This is a genomic window from Acetobacterium malicum subsp. dehalogenans DSM 11527, from assembly GCF_000472665.1.
GTDB classification, from domain to species: Bacteria; Bacillota; Clostridia; order Eubacteriales; family Eubacteriaceae; genus Acetobacterium; species Acetobacterium malicum.
The window spans coordinates 1-15,779 of sequence record NZ_KI421450.1 but is presented as its reverse complement, the minus strand read 5'-3'; the positions used below and the strand labels follow the sequence as shown (position 1 = coordinate 15,779).

The following is a 15,779-nucleotide window of genomic DNA, read 5'->3' as shown; positions in this document are numbered from 1 at the left end:
AGTGAATAGTTTTGGTTCTCTGATGGATATTGATAAACTTACGCTATCTACTTCTGCTTGCTGGTTTAGATCAAACTTGCTATACGTCATCTTTTGAAGCACTTACCTAATTTAACGCTGTTTTTCGATGTTTCCTTCTGACAGTCCCTGCGCACTCAGATTAAATCACTGTCTTGAAAAATCCTGCTTATCTTCTGAAATTGACTTGACCACCTCAACATCACTTGCCACATCAAAATACTGAGCATCATATAAACGGTTTAAATAGTCCTGATAAAACTCCAGGAGTGGTGGAAAGGAAGCGATAATTTCAGTTCTGATTTTGTTGATATTTTCTACCGATTCATCCTGGGTTCGATCTAAATCGAGGTAGGTACTGAGTAGCACGATAGCTGTTTCAGCATGATAACTGGCATACTGCGGAAAAACCTGAAGGTTCGGATCCCTGCTGATTTTGTCCCGAACTTTTGAAACAACTGCTTCCAGATCTTCGAGGATGGTTTCCTGGGAATAGAGTGATTCCCGCCGTTTGGCAGTTTTTAATAAACCGATTAGTTTTTGAAGCCTGGCCTGTTCCGCGATGCTGCGATCCTGAAGTGTTGATGAATTGGGATTTTCAGTTGCGTTAAACATTGCAAGATCTTGGGAAGGGGATTCGACAGTCGGGCGCTTGATTTTTTCCAGTGGTTCATGTTTTACCCGAAAAACAACATAATAGATCAGAAAAACGAATAGGATCGTTAAAAATGCACCCCCGATAAAGAGTGACAATTGGGTGACTGGTGAATTTTCTAGAGTAAACAGATTACTGAAAAAGGCTGAAGTGTTCATGATGGAGATACCCCCTGATATGAATTGATAGAGCATTTTAATGTTAAATTACCCCGTTAAGCAAGAAAAGCACCAAAAGCAGGTGCTTTTCTTTTGAATTTTTCTCAACAAGAAAGGGAAAAACCAGGCCAAACTGCCTCAACTTTTGAATAGTGGGAAATTTATTATCGTTGTAAAAATCAGACTTCTTCGGGGTCTTCGGTGCTGGTTTCTGAAGGAGTGGGTTGGATTGGGTCCGTAAATGCGGTTGTTAAATCAGGGTTAAACGGTTCACTATCTACGGCTGCAGTTGTTGTGCTTACTGTAATAGTGGGGGCCTCAGTTGGTGTTGCCATTTTACCGCCCAAAAATCCCGAAATTAACGACTGCAAGTTTATACCAGTACTTTCAGAGATTCCTTCAGTCACTTGTGACATGGTATTGACGATGTCTTTGACCATTTTGGCGGAATTGCCATCACCATACATGGTGATGCGATCGACGTTGTTAAGTGGCGCAGCAACATTACGGGCAACTTCGGGAAGGGCATCGAAGTACATTTCCATAATGGCGGCATCGCTGTATTTCTTCATCGCTTCAGCTTTGGCATCAATTCCAGCGGCTTCGGCCAGACCTTTAGCTCGGATTGCCGCAGCTTCGGCAAAACCTCGGGCTTCAATGGCGGCAGCTTCCTGTTCTTTGGCGTAGCGATCAGCTTCAGCGGCCAATCGATTGGCTTCAGCATCTTTGGCTGCAATAAACAGTTTCGCCTCCGCTTCTTTTTGCTTTTCAAACAAATCGGCTTCAGCCTTTTGGTTACGTTGGTATCGTTCAGCATCGGCAGTTTTGTTGATCTCAGCTTTTAATCGTTGCTCGCGAACTTCAACTTCTTTAGCGGCTAACTCAATTTCTTTGACCTGTTTAATAATGTTGGCTTCCTGGGTCTTTGTTTCAATTGTTTTTCGCTGTTCTTCCTGCTCAATTTGGTAAGCGGCGTCAGCCTGGGCCTTAGTCAGATCAGACTGGCGTTTCAGTTCGGCTTTGCGGATATCCAGATCGGTATTTTTCTGGGCAATTTCCAGGTCGGCTTTAATTCGGGCATCATTGGCAATTTTAGCGGCTTCGGATTCGGCAATCGCGACTTCTTTTTCGGCGTTGGCACGAGCAATCGCCGCGCCTTTTTTGATCTGTGATTTGTTTTCAGTACCGAGATCCTCAATCACGCCAGCCTGATCGCGGATCGATTGAATGTTGAAGGAAATTATCTCAAGACCCATCCGTTTAAGATCCGGCACAGCGTTTTCCTGCACCTTTTCGGAAAAGGATTTTCGGTCGGTTAACATATCTTTCAGGTCAAGTGAGCCGATGATTTCACGGACATTTCCCTCAAGGACGTCTTTAACCTGGGGAATGATGGCGTCAGTTGATTGGTTTAAAAAATTCTCGGAAGCCAGTAAAATTGCCTCTGGTGATGAACCGATCTTGATCTTTACCGCGCCATCAACCATCACATCGATGAAGTTATTGGTTGGTACCGATTCACCGGTTTTAACATCAACAGACATCATTTTTAGGTCCAGTTTGTCAACGCGTTCAAGAAAAGGAATCTTGATTCCCGCTTTTCCGATGATGACACGCCGTTTAATACCAGATATGACATAGGCCGTATCCGGGGGAGCTTTGACGTAGCTCATCATTAAGAGTGAGATAATGAACAATACGACTACAATTGGGATAATCAGTGTAAAAATTGACATTTGTGCCTCCTGCAAAATTTAATTTTGAGATCAAAAAAAGATACTCATTTCTGTGCGGATATGACAACCGCGCAGATTCTTGAGAGTGGATAATATGTGTATGAACTCAACAAATTCATTATATAAGAGGTTGGATTCAAAGTCAAAGATTAAAAAAGAATATGGATTGTTTTGTGGGGTGAATGTTATAATTCAGGTGATGATAAATTTAAACGCAGGCGATAAGTTTATCGGGAGAATATAAGTAAGAAAATAAAACAGTTGAAATAAAGGAGACACAATGGGAATTCAGGAAGAAGCATTAAAGTTACATGAAGAATGGCAGGGTAAGCTGAGTATTGACAGTAAGGTGCCGGTAAAAAACAAACATGATCTGTCGATGGCCTATACTCCGGGGGTGGCGGAGCCCTGCCGAATGATTCATAAAAATAAGGAAGATGTGTACAAGTATACCGGAAAGGGAAATATGGTGGCGGTGGTTACTGACGGGTCGGCAGTGTTGGGGTTGGGTGATATTGGCCCGGAAGCCGCCCTTCCAGTGATGGAAGGGAAGGCTGTTTTGTTCAAAGAATTCGGCGGTGTCGATGCGTTTCCGATCTGTATTCCATCCCAGGATGTGGAAGTCATCATCCAGACGGTCAAGATGATTGAACCGGGATTTGGCGGGATTAATCTGGAAGATATTGCTTCGCCCAGATGCGCCGAAATCGAAAGACGCTTAAAAAAAGAACTGGACATTCCGGTTTTTCATGATGATCAGCATGGCACGGCAGTGGTGGTGACAGCAGCCCTGATGAATGCTCTGAAGGTGGTCGGCAAACAATGGGCGCAGGTAACGGTGGCCATGAGCGGCGCCGGAGCAGCCGGATCGGCCATCATCAAGATGCTGTTGAATGTTGGTGTCAAAGATATTATCGCCTGTAGCAGCAAGGGCATCCTCTCAAAAGACGAACAGTACAGTAATTGGGTTCATCAGGAGATAGCGGAGATGACCAATAAGGATCACAAAAAAGGGACTCTTGCCGATGCTATTAACGGCGCTGATATTTTTATCGGCGTGTCGGCACCGGGCATCGTCACTCCCGAAATGGTTCAGACCATGGCTGAAAACGCCATTGTCCTGCCAATGGCCAATCCGGACCCGGAAATTGATCCGGAACTGGCTATCCGAGCCGGCGCCAGGGTTGTCGGAACGGGACGGTCGGACTATCCCAATCAGATTAATAATGTCCTGGCTTTCCCGGGCATTTTTAGAGGGGCACTGGATGCCCGAGCCAGTGACATCAACGAAGCGATGAAGGTTGCCGCGGCAAAAGCCATTGCCGACTTGATTGGAGAAGATGAACGGAGTGCTGATTATATTATTGTGCCGGCCTTTGATCCCCGGGTTGGAACGGCCGTGGCTGAAGCAGTCCATCGAGCGGCTGTTGATTCTGGTGTGGCCAGACTTCAATAACTAAAAAACAAAATTCAGTAATTTTAATTGTGTTTGTAATACCTAAGTGTTTATAATAGTGTTGTATCATTAAGAAATCAGGAAGGAAATAATAAAATGAAAATGAGCAAAGAAGATAAAATCCGAATCATCATGGATGCTCTGGATGAGGTGATTCCGATTCCTAACCATAAAGAGGAGCGGATCAAAGATGTCTTAAGAAAAGCCTTAAGAACCATCGAAGAAAAAGAAAGTGAAGATTACTAAACAAGTTGAAAAAGAAGCAGCCAGATTTGAGACTTTCATTTCCGGGGCTTCTTTTTTTACAGTTTATTTCGATTAGGCGGGTAATCTGGATAGCTTTGAATCTGAGCATAAAATAGGTTTTATCAGTTGATTTATTTCAAAATCCACTCATCCGGCAGAGCTTGGATTTCAGAAAAGAGGATGTTCTGAAAATCGATCCCTGCTTTTTCATCCGGGATGGGGACCAGTGCAGATTTCATTCGACTGCCTTCATAAAAAAAAGTATCAATCGCTGATGGGGTCAAAACTGGAAAATACTTTTTCAATACGATTCTGCCGCTTGAAATAAAAAAGAGCTTTTCACCATCTCGTACTGGTATTTTCAAAAGGATATCTCTGGTTGTCAGATGCTTATAGGCATGAAGATTATGGCTGATATATGCCAGACTTTTGATCAGGTCCCGGTATGTGGTGGCTCGTTCGTAATGATATTGGGCCGACTCTTTATGCATACAGATCTCTAATTGATTGATGAAACAGTTTAACTTGGTATCGTCGGAAAAAATCAGAAGCAAGGTCTGTCTGTTCTTCAAAAAATCTTCTGGGCTCATTGGCTCGGGAAGCGTATGATAGTGAAAATCGAAGCGGTTGTTCTCCTGAACAATTGGAAAGAGGTGGGTGAGCATATCGATCAATGATAGGATTACCTGTTTTCTCCGAAACGGTCCAAAGCTATGATCTTCCCGTTCCAGGACAATCGATAATCCCCTGGAATGACTTGAATGAGTAACGTTTAGATAGAAATACCGTCTGTCGTTTTTCATTTGCGAATTAAAATAAGGCTTGAGCTCCTTGATCAGCTGACATTCCAGCAGTCGGGCTTCTAAATGGGTATCGGTGACAATATAATCGATATCATCAATGAAAAAAATCATTCTTTCGATCTTTGGTTGCTTGGGGGATTTAGTGAAATAGGATTTCACTCTTTTTTTCAGACAGTTGCTTTTTCCGACATAGATAATTTGACCAGTGGAATCCAACATCTTATAAATACCGGGAAGCGGTGGTATCTGATTTACTTTTTGCTCTAAATGGCTCATCGTTTCGGTTTCCATATCATCTTTATTTTGGTTATGGCTAAAAATATTTTATTCTTTCACCTGCTTATACAATAACATAACACTAGCTTGTTTAACCTTGATCAGGGGGAACTTTTGCAGAAACTGTACAAAAAAAAGTAAATTCTTGACATCTTGAGTAAAAAGAATTACAATAAGCTTAAAGTCAATGAGTTTGGAGTCAATGAAATGAAAACGAAACGTCAAATCCAAAAAGAAGCAACCAGAAAACTGATTTTGGATGCCGCCTATCAAGTGTATGCAAATGAAGGGTTTAGCGCCACGACCAATCAAATAGCCAAGGCGGCTAATGTTTCCCATGGTACGATCTTTGTTCATTTTCCAACGGTAGATAATCTCATAATTTGTTTACTTGAACGTTTTGGTTCTGAAATTAATGAGCATTTGCATCTCCTCTCGGAAAAGGATGAAAGTCTGGAGACTTTTTTGGCGGCCCATATTAATGTTCTGATCTGTTATGAAGATTTTTATAAAAGGCTTATTTCCGAAATTAACAGTTTGCCCCAAGAAGCAAAATATGTATTCATTAATATCCAATCAGTGGTTTCACTTCATCTTAATCAGGTGATCGAACGTGATAAGGAACAAAAGGTAGTCAAAGAAATACCGATGCATATAATTTTTAATAGCTGGTTAGGTTTGATACACTATTATCTTACCAATAACTATCTTTTTGCAGCAGGGTCAGTGCTAACGGACCATAAGGATGAATTGATTTTGAACTATATAAAATTAATTAGAAAATGAAAGGAATCAATGATATGAAAGCTTACGATAATTTTTTTCTGCCTGTCGATGATTTGGAACAAGCAAAAAACTATTTTTCCAATGTATTAGGTTTGAAATTAAAGTTTGATTTTTCTGACAAGGGCATGGCTGCATTTAATGTGGGGGATGAAGAACCGGCGATTATCTTAAAGGAAAAGAATAAATTCCCGGACGCAAAACCGACTATCTGGTTTGTTGCGGATAACGTCAATGATGAATATAAACGGCTTTGCAATAACGGGGTTAATTTTATAAGTAAGCCGTTTCAAATTGGAACGGGTAACGCGGTTGAATTTGAAGATTTATTCGGCAATCGATTGGGAATGACTGATTATTGTTAATGGCAGGTAATGATCGATATTAAATGATTCAAGGAGGTAAGAAAATGAAAACATGTATAGCATGCGGAATGCCAATGAAGAAAGAAAGCGACTTTGCGATGGGCGACACCAGTAAGGAGTACTGTGTCTATTGCGCAAAGGAAGATGGTTCGATGCAATCTTTTGAAGAAAAGAAGCAGAGCCTAATAAATTTCACCATCAAAACCCAGGGGCTTGAGGAAACAGTCGCAGAAAAGGCGGTGGAGGCGATGATGCGTCAACTGCCGGCATGGAAAACGCGTTTTTAGAAATAGGAACCGAACGAATAAGGATGAAAAAAGTAGCCGTGATGGTCTCTATTGCTGGGACCATCACGGCTAGTTTCGTTGATTAATTCTTAACCCCGGTTTTTCTGATCAGTATCCAAGTTAATCCAGTTGCGATGATACTGAAAATTAGCAAGGAGAACATTCCGATAAAGGGGTTATGGGCGGAAATGCCCATGGATATGTCTAAAAATTTCAGCAGGATGGTTGAAATCTGGCCAGAGATGAACATATCGATGATTGGCAAAACCACAAAGACGACGATATAAAAACCAACGATATAACTGATTTTTTGTTTTTTATTCATCCGATAGAGGGCCACAGTAATGAAATAACCAAGGGTTTGGGCAGCAATAAAAAGAACCGTCAGAAAAAGGAAACTGACAAGATATTCAGATAGACCGCTAAATGGAACAGTGCCTGTGGATTGATAGATCATACTCAATAAGCTGGAATACGCAATGCCGCTTGCTGGTGATTCGATTAACTTTCCGAGCGCCAATAGCAGCAGTGAAAACAATGCCATTGCCACAGCCAATGTTACCGCAACGGAGATCCGATTTACAAATAGAGATTTTCGCGAGATTCCGTTTTGCAGGGCAAACAAAAAATTTTCTTTAAAAGCGTTCAGGCCGCAGATGAACAGAAATACGGCGGGAGCCATATCGAGGCCTGCGATTTGGCTGGATTGATTCGTCGTCAGGATGTCAGATGAAAAGGTGATTTCCATCGGAACAAGGGCCATCACGGCAAGGATGACCGCACAGAAGATTAAAACGGCATTCCGGTGATCCACAAGCTGATATTTATAAATTGCATTTAATTTCATTACTTTACTCCTCGTTTGTTAATTTGATGAATAATTTCTGTAAATCCAGGTTGGTTATCTCAATCCCTTCAGGCACAGTACTCTTATTAAGTGACCCAATAATAGTGGCGGTTTTTAATCCGCCCAGTACATCTTCGCCAATAACTTCTTTGTCGGCGATAAAGGTATCGACATGCTTGATTGTGCCGGTAACGGAATAGCCGTTGCTTAATAAGGTTTCACAGGATTCATTCACCAGAATTTCACCGTTTTTGATAATCATGACATACTCCAGCAGATTGGCAATTTCATCGATTAAATGGGTGGAAATAATCGCGGTGAATGGATTATCGCTATATTTTTCAATCAATAACCGGTAAAACATTTCCCGATGATTGGCGTCCAGGCCCAATACCGGTTCGTCAAACAAGACATAGGGGGTGTTGACCGAAAGGGCTATGATGATTTTAAAAATAGAAGTATAACCAGTCGACAACGATCGGATTTTTTTCTTGGTATTCAGTTTAAATTGCTTGGCTAAGTTGAGTGCATAGTCCAAATCAAAGTCCTTAAAAAATTGTTTAGTCCACTTGAATGCTTCATTACAGGTCATACTCTCGGGATACAGATTTTTTTCTGACATCAGATAGAGCAGCCCCTGGGCCATGTCATTTTCAACGCTGGACAAATCATCGATGGTAACTTGGCCACTGTCGGCAAAGAGTCGATTGGTGATAATATTCAAAAGGGTCGATTTTCCAGCGCCGTTTCGACCCAATAATCCATATATTTTGTGGGGCTCAAAAGTCAGGCTCACCTGATTCAAAGCTAATGTGTCACCAAATGTTTTTGTCACATTATTTATTTCTATTCCGTTCATTCCTGATAACCTCTTTCTACCATTCCCAATATTTCTTCATTGGTGATACCTAATTTTTTTGCTTCCTCGATGAGTTTTTTAATATAATGATCAAAGAATAATTCTTTGCGTTTGTCCCGCAGTTTTGAAACCGCACCGGGAGCGACAAACATACCAACGCCCCGCTTTTTAAAAATGATGCCCTCGTCAACCAGAATTGAGATGCCCTTAAGGGCCGTGGCCGGATTGATTTTATAACTGACCGACAATTCAGTTATGGATGGAATCTGACCGCTTTCCTCAAACGCTCCAGTTAAGATGGCATCTTCAATACCATCGGCAATTTGAACAAAGATCGGCCGTTCATCTTCAAAATTTATTTGCAAAGGGATACCCCCTTTCAAGAATGTTGGTTAGTTAGTCGACTAATTAACCATGATACTATTGTAAGGCTGAGTTGCATTTTTGTCAATACTAATTTTATAAACAGTGAAATTTTTGCATGTGCAAATCCGGCTCAGGGTGTTTTTGAAACCTTTTTATGCTATACTCACAAATGAAAACCAATGCGCGTCGTCCGCTGATAATGGTCTATTTCGATTTGGGCGGAGAGCGAAAATTTAAAGCAAATGAAGAGGGGAAAAGTTAATGTACGAATATTATTATAAAACACAGGATTTTGGGATGTGCCTGATGGAGGCAAAAGGATCTGGGGAAGAAGCCATCATTCCTACTGATCGAGATATTCTAATTGTTGGTGATGACATATTTAAAGGACACAAAGAATTGGTACGGGTAGAATTTCCCGATACCATCATTGAGATCGGCGGTTTCGTTTTTGATGGCTGTGAAAATCTCAAATTTGTCAAGCTTCCCGCCAAGCTCAAAGATTTCTGGCAATATGCGATGACCCGATGCGGTATCGAAGAAATTGATATACCGGGAACGGTGGAGCGGATCGCTGCTTTTACATTTAACGAGTGTACGCAACTTAAAACGGTGAAAATTAATGAAGGAACAAAAAAGATACTGGCCTGGGCATTCAAAGATTGTGTTAATTTAACAGATGTCTATTTACCAGCCTCCATTGAAGAAATCAGTGATAAAGCGTTTGAAGGATGTCCGAAAGTCGTGCTACATCGGCAATAGTCATGATAACAATGCTTATAATATGAGCAAATGTTAGAAAGATGAACAGTGAAATGGTTTAAAATTAAGCATACGGCGATAAAAAAGTAACTAAAATATAAGTAGGATGTTGATTTTAGGATTGGCATAAAAGTTGCTATTACTTTAGCGTGAACATTCTTTAAGAGACGGACTTTTGATTAATAACTCACAAAATGGGTATACTTTTGTATAGATATGAACTGAGTCAAAAAAGCAGAATTAGAGAGAATGTATTTTAAACTAAAAAAAGTGGAGGAAAAAATGACAAAAACAGGGAAAATGTTAGACATGGCCAAAAAAATGGCAGAAGCAGCTGCTGAAAAAGCAATCCAAATTGATGTGCCAATGGTGATCGTGATTTGTGATGCAGGCGGAAACATGGTGTTATTTAACCGGATGGAAGATTCTCTATTGGCCAGCATGGATATTGCTACCAATAAGGCTTATACAGCGGTAGCCCTTAAAATGAGCACCGATACGGCGGCAGATCTGGCCAAAGAATCTGGCCAGCTTTTTGGGATTGCATCTTGTGACAAAGGAAGAATGGTTGTATTTGGGGGTGGTTTCCCAATTGTTGAAGATGGAAAAATCATTGGCGGGATCGGCGTCAGTGGGGGAAGCGTGGCAGAAGATATGACAGTGGCTCAGGCTGGACTGGATGCGCTGAAATAAGTTCTGAAATTGCTTGACTGATCCAGTTCAACTGAAACTCTAGTTGGCGTCTTGTCTGCAATTGTGCGGGTTTGATCCGGTTAGCTAAAAAAAGATTAAAAATGACCAGCTACCCATCCGGGGAGACTGGTCATTTTTGAATGCAAAGTAAATCCGACGGTTTAGTTTTGCAGGTGCTTAATTAAAACCAAAAACAATCGGGAAGATAAAGGCGACTATAGCCAACCAGACTGCATAGACATAGAGATAGGTCGTTTGCCAGTTTTCGATCTTGATAAAATCTGTTTTTTTAAGGAAAAAGCGGCCATAAAGCCAGGCTAATCCGGCCAGATTAATCAGCAGAATCAAATTTTCACCCAGTGCGGCCAGCTTGTTCGGTGTTATCCCAAATGCGGATAAGCGAAACAGGATGGCCGATAAGGCCACCGCATCGATAATCATCGCGGTAACAATCAGAGCCAGATTCAGAGCGTCAAAAAGCCTGTTTTTAGCGTAGGGATTTCGGGCCGAAATGGTGTAAAGAACCAGGCCGAGAACCAATGCCAGCATAAAGTCAAAGGCGATCAGATAGTCTCTTTCCATAAAAGGACTTTTCCCGGATACGACCAGGACCAGTAGGAAGGCAATCATAATAATCAGGAAAAGCGGGCTGAATATTTTGGCCAGAATCGGAGCGAAATTCTCGACCACACTTTTCTTGGTCTCGACCAGATAGACCGTGATCATGGCCACCGCAGCGGCACCATAAACGATTAAATAATTTTGAATAAACCAACTGGCATCAATTTGAATGGCAAAAAAGATAGCCTGGGTAAACATCGCCAAAACGATGAGGCCGCAGAAAATAAGGGTGCCGTAAATCACCGATTCACCAGTGAAGCGGATAAAATTCATCCGACCCTGGCTACTGCGCCAATCCGTGCCCAGATAAGCAACCCCGGTGATCAGCCATAAGAATAATGGCAGATGCAGGGCGGTCAGTAATTCAGTATTATTCGGCGGATACGAAGGATAAGCGTTGATCAGGATGGCCGCACCGGCAAAAATGCCTAAAATCACGGTGACCATTTTTAAATTGGATTTGTTTTTATACAGAAAAAACAGAGCAATCAAGGGCAGGATGAAAAAACTCAAATTTTTAACATAAAAAATTTGGTATTGGGGGTCGTTGAAACTGTAACCGAAAAGTTCCGGAATTTTGAAAAAAGTGCCAGCCAGAAACGAGAAGAGAATGACCAGCCCAATATAGCGTTGGTTTTCGTTTGAAATACCAGTGGGTTCGGGTTCTAACATCAATTGCTTCCAGAGGTTTTCAGTATTTACTTTTGAATATTCCCGGGAAATCGAATGGCTATCGCCAAAACGTTTAACACTGATTAAAAAGGCTTCTTCCGCTGATAATCCGGCGTGGATCAGATCTTCGATTTCGTCGTGCAGATGACTTTCCAATTCGACAATGTCCGTTTCCTTAAAATGTCCCTGACTTCGCAGGCAGTCACTCCAGGCACGGATATTTTTTTCTAAATCAAACATGGCAAGCAGTCCTCCTTGTTGATAATTTCAAACCAGGTTTTTGAAAGTGCGGTATGGATAATATCCCATTGTTTTTTTTGTACTTCCAGCTCAATCAGGCCTTCCTCTTTTAGTTTATAATATTTTCGTTTCCGTCCTCCGTCAGAATTATTCCAATAAGACTCGATAAAATTCTTTTCTTCAAGACGATGAAGCACCGGATAGAGCATTCCCTCGGACCAGACTAGCTCATCTCCGGTCAATTCTTTAACCTTCTTGATAATCGCATAGCCATAGCTGTCGTTCTCCTTTAAGATTGATAAAATAAAGGGCGTTGCAGAAGCGGCGATCAAATCCTTTGATACATTCATTCATTACCTCCTGAATACATAGATCTATTAGGTATACATGCATTATACATAGAACTTCTAGGTAATGCAAGCCTTTTCTGTAATTGCTTTCATGACAGTTGTTAATTTTCAAGGGCTTGATTCTATGTTAGAATAGAACCTATCAAAGATAAAGTGTGTGAATTGGCAGTGTGGCAGCAATTTGAACGTCCGTTCAAATAGATCGTTGAGGTGGAATAAAGTGGAACGACAAGATTTTTTCAACCGACGTCCGGGTATGATTGGCGAAAGAAATTTCAGTCAGTATGCGGTCCTGGTCGTATTAGTGGAAACAGCAGCAGGGCCGGCATTTCTTTTTGAAAAACGCGCAGAAACATTAAATCGTCAACCGGGAGAAATTTGTTTTCCAGGGGGACGGCTGGAAGCGGGTGAGACGCCGGTAGAAGCAGCAATTCGGGAAACCATGGAAGAACTGTTGGTGGATCGTCGGCAAATTGAAATACTGGGACCCGGGGATGTGTTTATATCACCATTCAATTTTATGATCCATCCATTTATAGCCGTTCTTAGAGATTACAAATATAGTTACAGTCAAGAAGAAGTTGGCAGCGTTTTTACGGTACCAGTGGTTTATTTTATGGATCATGAACCCAAAAAATATCTTAACCATCTGCGACATGAGCAACCCAGCGACTTTCCCTATGAGTCTATCCCTGGCGGAAAGGATTACCATTGGATTAAAGGAACTTACGAGATTAGTTTCTATACCTATAACCAGGACGTGATTTGGGGAATGACGGCAGGGATCGTCGAGTCCAGTGTAGAATTGATTCAGAGTTACCATTTGTTAAAGAACCGATAAGGAGGGACAAATATGAAGCTTGCTAAATTACTGATCAGTGTCATCGCAATGATGATGACCTTTGTTTTTATTTACCAATCCATATTTAATGGAATTCTGGATTTTACATCGCAAACACCAGTTATTTACGGATATGGATGGTTGGTCGGACTTGCTCTACTGTTAATTGCCGGAACGATCGGGGTCGCGTCAATCAACAATGATAACCGGGAAATTATACTGACCGCGGCAAAATTCTATTTTGTCGCTGCTATTGTGACGTTTTTGTTTGCTGGAAATAACGGCATGACAGCTACCGCTACCGTATTTGGGGTGCTGGCGGGAATTGTTTTTCTGGTGAATGGTCTTATGACCAAGAATGAAGATGATCCAGAATACGGTTGGGAAGAGAAACGATCTTGGGGCAAAAGGAAAACTGCGGTAAAAAAAGACCCGAAAGACAAAGATTCCTGGGGAGAAAGTGGTTTTCGCGAAAAAACAAAAAAAGATCTGAATCGGAAATCACCCCGAAAGCCGTGGGTATTTGCGATCATCTGGATGAGTATTGTTGTTATTGCGGGAGTCTTTTTTGGTATCGCTTTTCTGATCGATGAAGAGGAAAGTCAGTATGACTACTCTGAGCAAGTACAAAACGATGAAATAATGGCGGAGGAGCCTGCCAGGATTTACGGCCCCGGGGAAACTTGGACGGTAGATGGGGATTTCTCATTGACATTTACTGCTGCCAATGAGACGGATTTTAGAAATGAGTTTGTGGAGAAAAATCCAGCCCAGGTAGTCGTGTTATCCTATGATTACACCAATATTGGCCACGAAAAGGATGTGATGGATCTTTATATTTCGTCGGTAAGCTTTTATGTGATCGATGAAAGTGGTGAGATCGCGGAAACATATCCGGTGACGGGAATCGCCTATCCCCAGGAAATACCCATCGGCGCATCGAGTTTGGGAGCACAGGAAGCATTTGGTCTGAAAAATGCCAGTCGCGAAGTGATGGTTTATGTGGAAATTTATGGGAATGACTACGTGCCCTACGAAGCATATTTCAAACTGCCGATACAAAGTTCGATGCCAACCGTGTAAAACGACGATTGGAAAACAGTTAGTCAGGAACGCTTAAAATCACAGTAAATAAATCGAATCGAGGAAATAATGAAGAAAATCTATATCTATGTCTTTTTAACTGGAATGCTTTTTGGGTCAATGGAAGTAGCCTTGAAAATTGGGGGAGCAACATTTAATCCCATTCAGCTGACCTTTATCCGCTTCTTAATAGGAGGGCTTTTTCTGTTGCCCTTTGCCATCAGCGCTCTCAGAAAAAAACAGATAAAGCTCAGCAACAGCGATCTCGGTTATCTTTTTGTACTGGGATTAATCTGCATCTGCTTTAGTATGGTGCTTTTCCAAATTGGCTTAATGGGCATCAATGCCAGCCTGGCGGCGCTAATTTTTTCGATCAACCCGGTATTTACGATGGTTTTCGCTCATTTTATTGTGCATGAAAAATTCACAAAAAAGAAGGCCATTGCCCTGACTATCAGTATAATCGGGTTGATTATTGTGATGAACCCCCAAAAACTCATCAACGGTGAAAACAATATCTGGTTTTTGTTGCTGACCCTGGTATCGGCGATTGCTTTTGGGCTTTATACTGCCTATGGTAAAAAGAGAATTGCCAAAATCGGCGGAGTAGCCCAAAACAGTTTCAGTTTTCTGATGGGCTCAGCGGTATTGCTGGTTATGCTAATTGCGAGCGGTCAACCGGTTTTTCAGGGTGTTAGTCTGGAAACTGTACCGTTGCTTTTCTATCTGGGCGTATGTGTGACTGGGGTCGGTTATTACTTCTATCTTAAAACTGTTGAGATCGCCGGTCCTTCCACGGCATCGGTAGCTTTTTTCATCAAACCGATGGTGGCGCCGATTTTTGCATTAGTGATACTCGGAGAAACCATTACTGTAAACATTGGGATTGGACTGATTTTCATATTATTTGGATCGTTTGTTAACCTGAGCGATGGCGATAAGTTGGTCAGGATGTTCAGATTGGAAAAAGTGTTTTATCGGCAGTGAAAAAAGATGCAATATTTTTATAAAAATCAGTTGACAAAGAGTTAAAAAGTCTTTATACTAACAAAGTCGTCAAAAACAGCGACGGCGAAAACAGAACAACACAGAAAACAACTTAAAAGAATTTCAAAAAACAGCTTGACAATCACAAGAAACGACGATATAATAGAAAAGCTTCTTCGGTAGGAAACAAGTTAAAAACTACGAAGTAGCGGCGGTCATAGAAAAGAGAATAGTACCATAAAACCTGTAAAACAGCCAAAACATCCGCGAGGATGAACGAGGCTAAAATAGAAACAGAGAGATGCACTCTTTAAAACATCAGCTCGGCAGAGGATAAAGTGCACTCGGTAGAGTATAAAACACAGTTATTCATGAGACAGCATTTAAAGGCCGAAAGGCTTTAAATACAAACTTTTATTGAGAGTTTGATCCTGGCTCAGGACGAACGCTGGCGGTATGCTTAACACATGCAAGTCGAACGAGACGAGATGGAAGTGCTTGCACGGAAATCTTAGAAAGTGGCGAACGGGTGAGTAACGCGTGGGTAACCTGCCCTATGGAAAGGAATAGCCTCGGGAAACTGGGAGTAATGCCTTATAATACATTGAAGTCGCATGGCTTTGATGTTAAACGCTCCGGTGCCATAGGATGGACCCGCGTCCCATTAGCTAGTTG

18 protein-coding genes and 1 rRNA gene are annotated in these 15,779 nt (G+C 41.6%); 11 read left to right on the top strand and 8 right to left on the bottom strand.

Annotation, left to right across the window (positions count from 1 at the left end):
* Positions 1-165: 165 nt before the first annotated feature.
* Entirely contained in the window at positions 166-831 is a 666-nt protein-coding gene (locus A3KS_RS0118945; RefSeq protein WP_026396232.1) for a hypothetical protein, read from the bottom strand.
* A gap of 179 nt (positions 832-1,010) precedes the next feature.
* Positions 1,011-2,567 (bottom strand): flotillin family protein, encoded by a 1,557-nt coding sequence (locus tag A3KS_RS22025; RefSeq protein WP_242834801.1) that lies wholly within the window; start codon positions 2,565-2,567, stop codon positions 1,011-1,013.
* 280 nt (positions 2,568-2,847) lie between these two features.
* Here A3KS_RS22025 and A3KS_RS0118935 point away from each other — a divergent pair, with 280 nt between their 5' ends.
* Together A3KS_RS0118935 and A3KS_RS23680 are read left to right on the top strand one after the other, a co-directional pair.
* Positions 2,848-4,023, top strand: coding sequence for an NAD(P)-dependent malic enzyme (locus A3KS_RS0118935; protein ID WP_026396231.1), 1,176 nt, complete (start codon positions 2,848-2,850; stop codon positions 4,021-4,023).
* Between the two features lie 96 nt (positions 4,024-4,119).
* Positions 4,120-4,269: a hypothetical protein gene (locus A3KS_RS23680; RefSeq protein ID WP_156913381.1), complete on the top strand. Its 150-nt coding sequence runs from the start codon at positions 4,120-4,122 to the stop codon at positions 4,267-4,269.
* A gap of 131 nt (positions 4,270-4,400) precedes the next feature.
* Here the strand turns inward: A3KS_RS23680 and A3KS_RS22965 are convergent, their stop codons facing one another.
* Positions 4,401-5,348, bottom strand: coding sequence for a GIY-YIG nuclease family protein (locus A3KS_RS22965; protein ID WP_026396230.1), 948 nt, complete (start codon positions 5,346-5,348; stop codon positions 4,401-4,403).
* 207 nt (positions 5,349-5,555) lie between these two features.
* Between A3KS_RS22965 and A3KS_RS0118920 the strand changes: the two genes are divergently transcribed.
* From A3KS_RS0118920 to A3KS_RS0118910, 3 genes are read left to right on the top strand one after another with little or no spacing between them, the layout of a single operon-like run.
* Entirely contained in the window at positions 5,556-6,134 is a 579-nt protein-coding gene (locus A3KS_RS0118920; protein WP_026396229.1) for a TetR/AcrR family transcriptional regulator, read from the top strand.
* A gap of 14 nt (positions 6,135-6,148) precedes the next feature.
* Positions 6,149-6,496, top strand: coding sequence for a VOC family protein (locus A3KS_RS0118915; protein ID WP_026396228.1), 348 nt, complete (start codon positions 6,149-6,151; stop codon positions 6,494-6,496).
* 44 nt (positions 6,497-6,540) lie between these two features.
* A complete protein-coding gene (locus tag A3KS_RS0118910) occupies positions 6,541-6,783 on the top strand; it encodes a zinc ribbon domain-containing protein (protein WP_026396227.1) in 243 nt (80 codons plus the stop codon).
* Between the two features lie 82 nt (positions 6,784-6,865).
* On the opposite strand, the gene A3KS_RS0118900 is transcribed toward A3KS_RS0118910, so the two are convergent.
* Genes A3KS_RS0118900 through A3KS_RS0118890 form a run of 3 tightly spaced genes read right to left on the bottom strand, consistent with a single transcriptional unit; the run spans position 6,866 to position 8,854 of the window.
* Positions 6,866-7,630, bottom strand: a complete 765-nt coding sequence (locus tag A3KS_RS0118900) for a hypothetical protein (RefSeq protein ID WP_026396226.1) — start codon at positions 7,628-7,630, stop codon at positions 6,866-6,868.
* A 4-nt stretch (positions 7,631-7,634) separates the two neighbouring features.
* Complete coding sequence (locus tag A3KS_RS0118895; RefSeq protein WP_026396225.1) at positions 7,635-8,489, bottom strand: ATP-binding cassette domain-containing protein; 855 nt, start codon at positions 8,487-8,489, stop codon at positions 7,635-7,637.
* Positions 8,486-8,854, bottom strand: coding sequence for a GntR family transcriptional regulator (locus A3KS_RS0118890; RefSeq protein WP_026396224.1), 369 nt, complete (start codon positions 8,852-8,854; stop codon positions 8,486-8,488). Before A3KS_RS0118890 ends, A3KS_RS0118895 begins: the two co-directional genes overlap by 4 nt.
* 262 nt (positions 8,855-9,116) lie before the next feature.
* Between A3KS_RS0118890 and A3KS_RS0118885 the strand changes: the two genes are divergently transcribed.
* Together A3KS_RS0118885 and A3KS_RS0118880 are read left to right on the top strand one after the other, a co-directional pair.
* Positions 9,117-9,617, top strand: a complete 501-nt coding sequence (locus A3KS_RS0118885) for a leucine-rich repeat domain-containing protein (protein WP_026396223.1) — start codon at positions 9,117-9,119, stop codon at positions 9,615-9,617.
* A gap of 282 nt (positions 9,618-9,899) precedes the next feature.
* On the top strand, positions 9,900-10,310 hold the full coding sequence (locus A3KS_RS0118880) for a GlcG/HbpS family heme-binding protein (RefSeq protein WP_026396222.1): 411 nt from the start codon (positions 9,900-9,902) through the stop codon (positions 10,308-10,310).
* Positions 10,311-10,487: 177 nt separating this feature from the next.
* On the opposite strand, the gene A3KS_RS0118875 is transcribed toward A3KS_RS0118880, so the two are convergent.
* Positions 10,488-11,843 carry a permease prefix domain 1-containing protein gene (locus tag A3KS_RS0118875; RefSeq protein WP_026396221.1) on the bottom strand — a complete coding sequence of 452 codons (1,356 nt, stop codon included), beginning with the start codon at positions 11,841-11,843 and terminating at the stop codon, positions 10,488-10,490.
* Positions 11,831-12,193, bottom strand: a complete 363-nt coding sequence (locus tag A3KS_RS0118870; RefSeq protein WP_026396244.1) for a PadR family transcriptional regulator — start codon at positions 12,191-12,193, stop codon at positions 11,831-11,833. Before A3KS_RS0118870 ends, A3KS_RS0118875 begins: the two co-directional genes overlap by 13 nt.
* A gap of 220 nt (positions 12,194-12,413) precedes the next feature.
* Between A3KS_RS0118870 and A3KS_RS0118865 the strand changes: the two genes are divergently transcribed.
* The 4 genes from A3KS_RS0118865 to A3KS_RS0118850 form a co-directional block, all read left to right on the top strand.
* Positions 12,414-13,034, top strand: coding sequence for an NUDIX hydrolase (locus A3KS_RS0118865; protein WP_026396220.1), 621 nt, complete (start codon positions 12,414-12,416; stop codon positions 13,032-13,034).
* Between the two features lie 12 nt (positions 13,035-13,046).
* A complete protein-coding gene (locus A3KS_RS0118860) occupies positions 13,047-14,117 on the top strand; it encodes a hypothetical protein (RefSeq protein WP_026396219.1) in 1,071 nt (356 codons plus the stop codon).
* 69 nt (positions 14,118-14,186) lie between these two features.
* Positions 14,187-15,104: a DMT family transporter gene (locus A3KS_RS0118855; RefSeq protein ID WP_026396218.1), complete on the top strand. Its 918-nt coding sequence runs from the start codon at positions 14,187-14,189 to the stop codon at positions 15,102-15,104.
* A gap of 413 nt (positions 15,105-15,517) precedes the next feature.
* A 16S ribosomal RNA gene (locus A3KS_RS0118850) occupies positions 15,518-15,779 on the top strand; the annotation flags it as partial.

Coding starts and splice junctions, on each gene's coding strand:
- A3KS_RS23680 (WP_156913381.1), top strand. CDS start 4,120: ATGAAAATGAGCAAAGAAGATAAAATCCGAATCATCATGGATGCTCTG.
- A3KS_RS0118935 (WP_026396231.1), top strand. CDS start 2,848: ATGGGAATTCAGGAAGAAGCATTAAAGTTACATGAAGAATGGCAGGGT.
- A3KS_RS0118945 (WP_026396232.1), bottom strand. CDS start 831: ATGAACACTTCAGCCTTTTTCAGTAATCTGTTTACTCTAGAAAATTCA.
- A3KS_RS0118855 (WP_026396218.1), top strand. CDS start 14,187: ATGAAGAAAATCTATATCTATGTCTTTTTAACTGGAATGCTTTTTGGG.
- A3KS_RS0118910 (WP_026396227.1), top strand. CDS start 6,541: ATGAAAACATGTATAGCATGCGGAATGCCAATGAAGAAAGAAAGCGAC.
- A3KS_RS0118870 (WP_026396244.1), bottom strand. CDS start 12,193: ATGAATGTATCAAAGGATTTGATCGCCGCTTCTGCAACGCCCTTTATT.
- A3KS_RS0118920 (WP_026396229.1), top strand. CDS start 5,556: ATGAAAACGAAACGTCAAATCCAAAAAGAAGCAACCAGAAAACTGATT.
- A3KS_RS22025 (WP_242834801.1), bottom strand. CDS start 2,567: ATGTCAATTTTTACACTGATTATCCCAATTGTAGTCGTATTGTTCATT.
- A3KS_RS0118895 (WP_026396225.1), bottom strand. CDS start 8,489: ATGAACGGAATAGAAATAAATAATGTGACAAAAACATTTGGTGACACA.
- A3KS_RS0118880 (WP_026396222.1), top strand. CDS start 9,900: ATGACAAAAACAGGGAAAATGTTAGACATGGCCAAAAAAATGGCAGAA.
- A3KS_RS0118875 (WP_026396221.1), bottom strand. CDS start 11,843: ATGTTTGATTTAGAAAAAAATATCCGTGCCTGGAGTGACTGCCTGCGA.
- A3KS_RS0118915 (WP_026396228.1), top strand. CDS start 6,149: ATGAAAGCTTACGATAATTTTTTTCTGCCTGTCGATGATTTGGAACAA.
- A3KS_RS0118900 (WP_026396226.1), bottom strand. CDS start 7,630: ATGAAATTAAATGCAATTTATAAATATCAGCTTGTGGATCACCGGAAT.
- A3KS_RS22965 (WP_026396230.1), bottom strand. CDS start 5,348: ATGAGCCATTTAGAGCAAAAAGTAAATCAGATACCACCGCTTCCCGGT.
- A3KS_RS0118885 (WP_026396223.1), top strand. CDS start 9,117: ATGTACGAATATTATTATAAAACACAGGATTTTGGGATGTGCCTGATG.
- A3KS_RS0118860 (WP_026396219.1), top strand. CDS start 13,047: ATGAAGCTTGCTAAATTACTGATCAGTGTCATCGCAATGATGATGACC.